The 583-nt window shown below is 40.3% G+C and carries 1 protein-coding gene; it reads left to right on the forward strand.

The annotated features are described in order from the left end of the window. Positions 1-353 (forward strand): DNA starvation/stationary phase protection protein Dps (gene dps / locus JMX75_RS12875; protein WP_201532564.1); only part of this gene is annotated, 353 nt, incomplete at its 5' end. Between the last annotated feature and the right edge of the window lie 230 nt (positions 354-583).

The raw sequence follows: 583 nt of genomic DNA on the forward strand, positions 1-583 counted from the left end.
GCACTGGATTTATCGGTGTGCATCAATTACTTGACGATACCTATGTCCGCCTGACTGAGGCTTTTGACACTGTCGCTGAACGCATCGTTATCCTTGGCGGCAAGGCTAATGGTATCTCTAAGCGTGTCGTTGAGGACTCTATCTTAAAGACTTATCCTACTGATATAACTGAAGTGGATCAGCACGTTCGTGAGCTTACCAATCGCTATAAGACAATTGCAGCATCATTGCGTGAAGCGATCGATACCGCTGGTGACGCTGGTGATGAAGATACCGCTGATTTATTGACTGAAGTTAGCCGTACTATTGATAAAGATGCTTGGTTTATCGGTGCCAATGCGCCAAAAAAATAAGACTCTTTTAATCTAGTATAAAGTTAGAACATTAAAAGCAGTAAAAGAAAAAAGGTCACCAATTATGGTGACCTTTTTTTATGCATTAAATTTTTTACTGGGTGAAAATAAATAAAATCGAACCTACTCGCCTGCTTGTCGCGCATAATTACTCGCCTCCGTATTAAGTGGTACAAATTATCTTGGATATTATCAATCATACGATGCTCGCGTTTTTATACGATGCAGAC

It is taken from the genome of Psychrobacter sp. LFX-11D (assembly GCF_904846475.1).
Taxonomy (GTDB): Bacteria; Pseudomonadota; Gammaproteobacteria; order Pseudomonadales; family Moraxellaceae; genus Psychrobacter; species Psychrobacter cryohalolentis.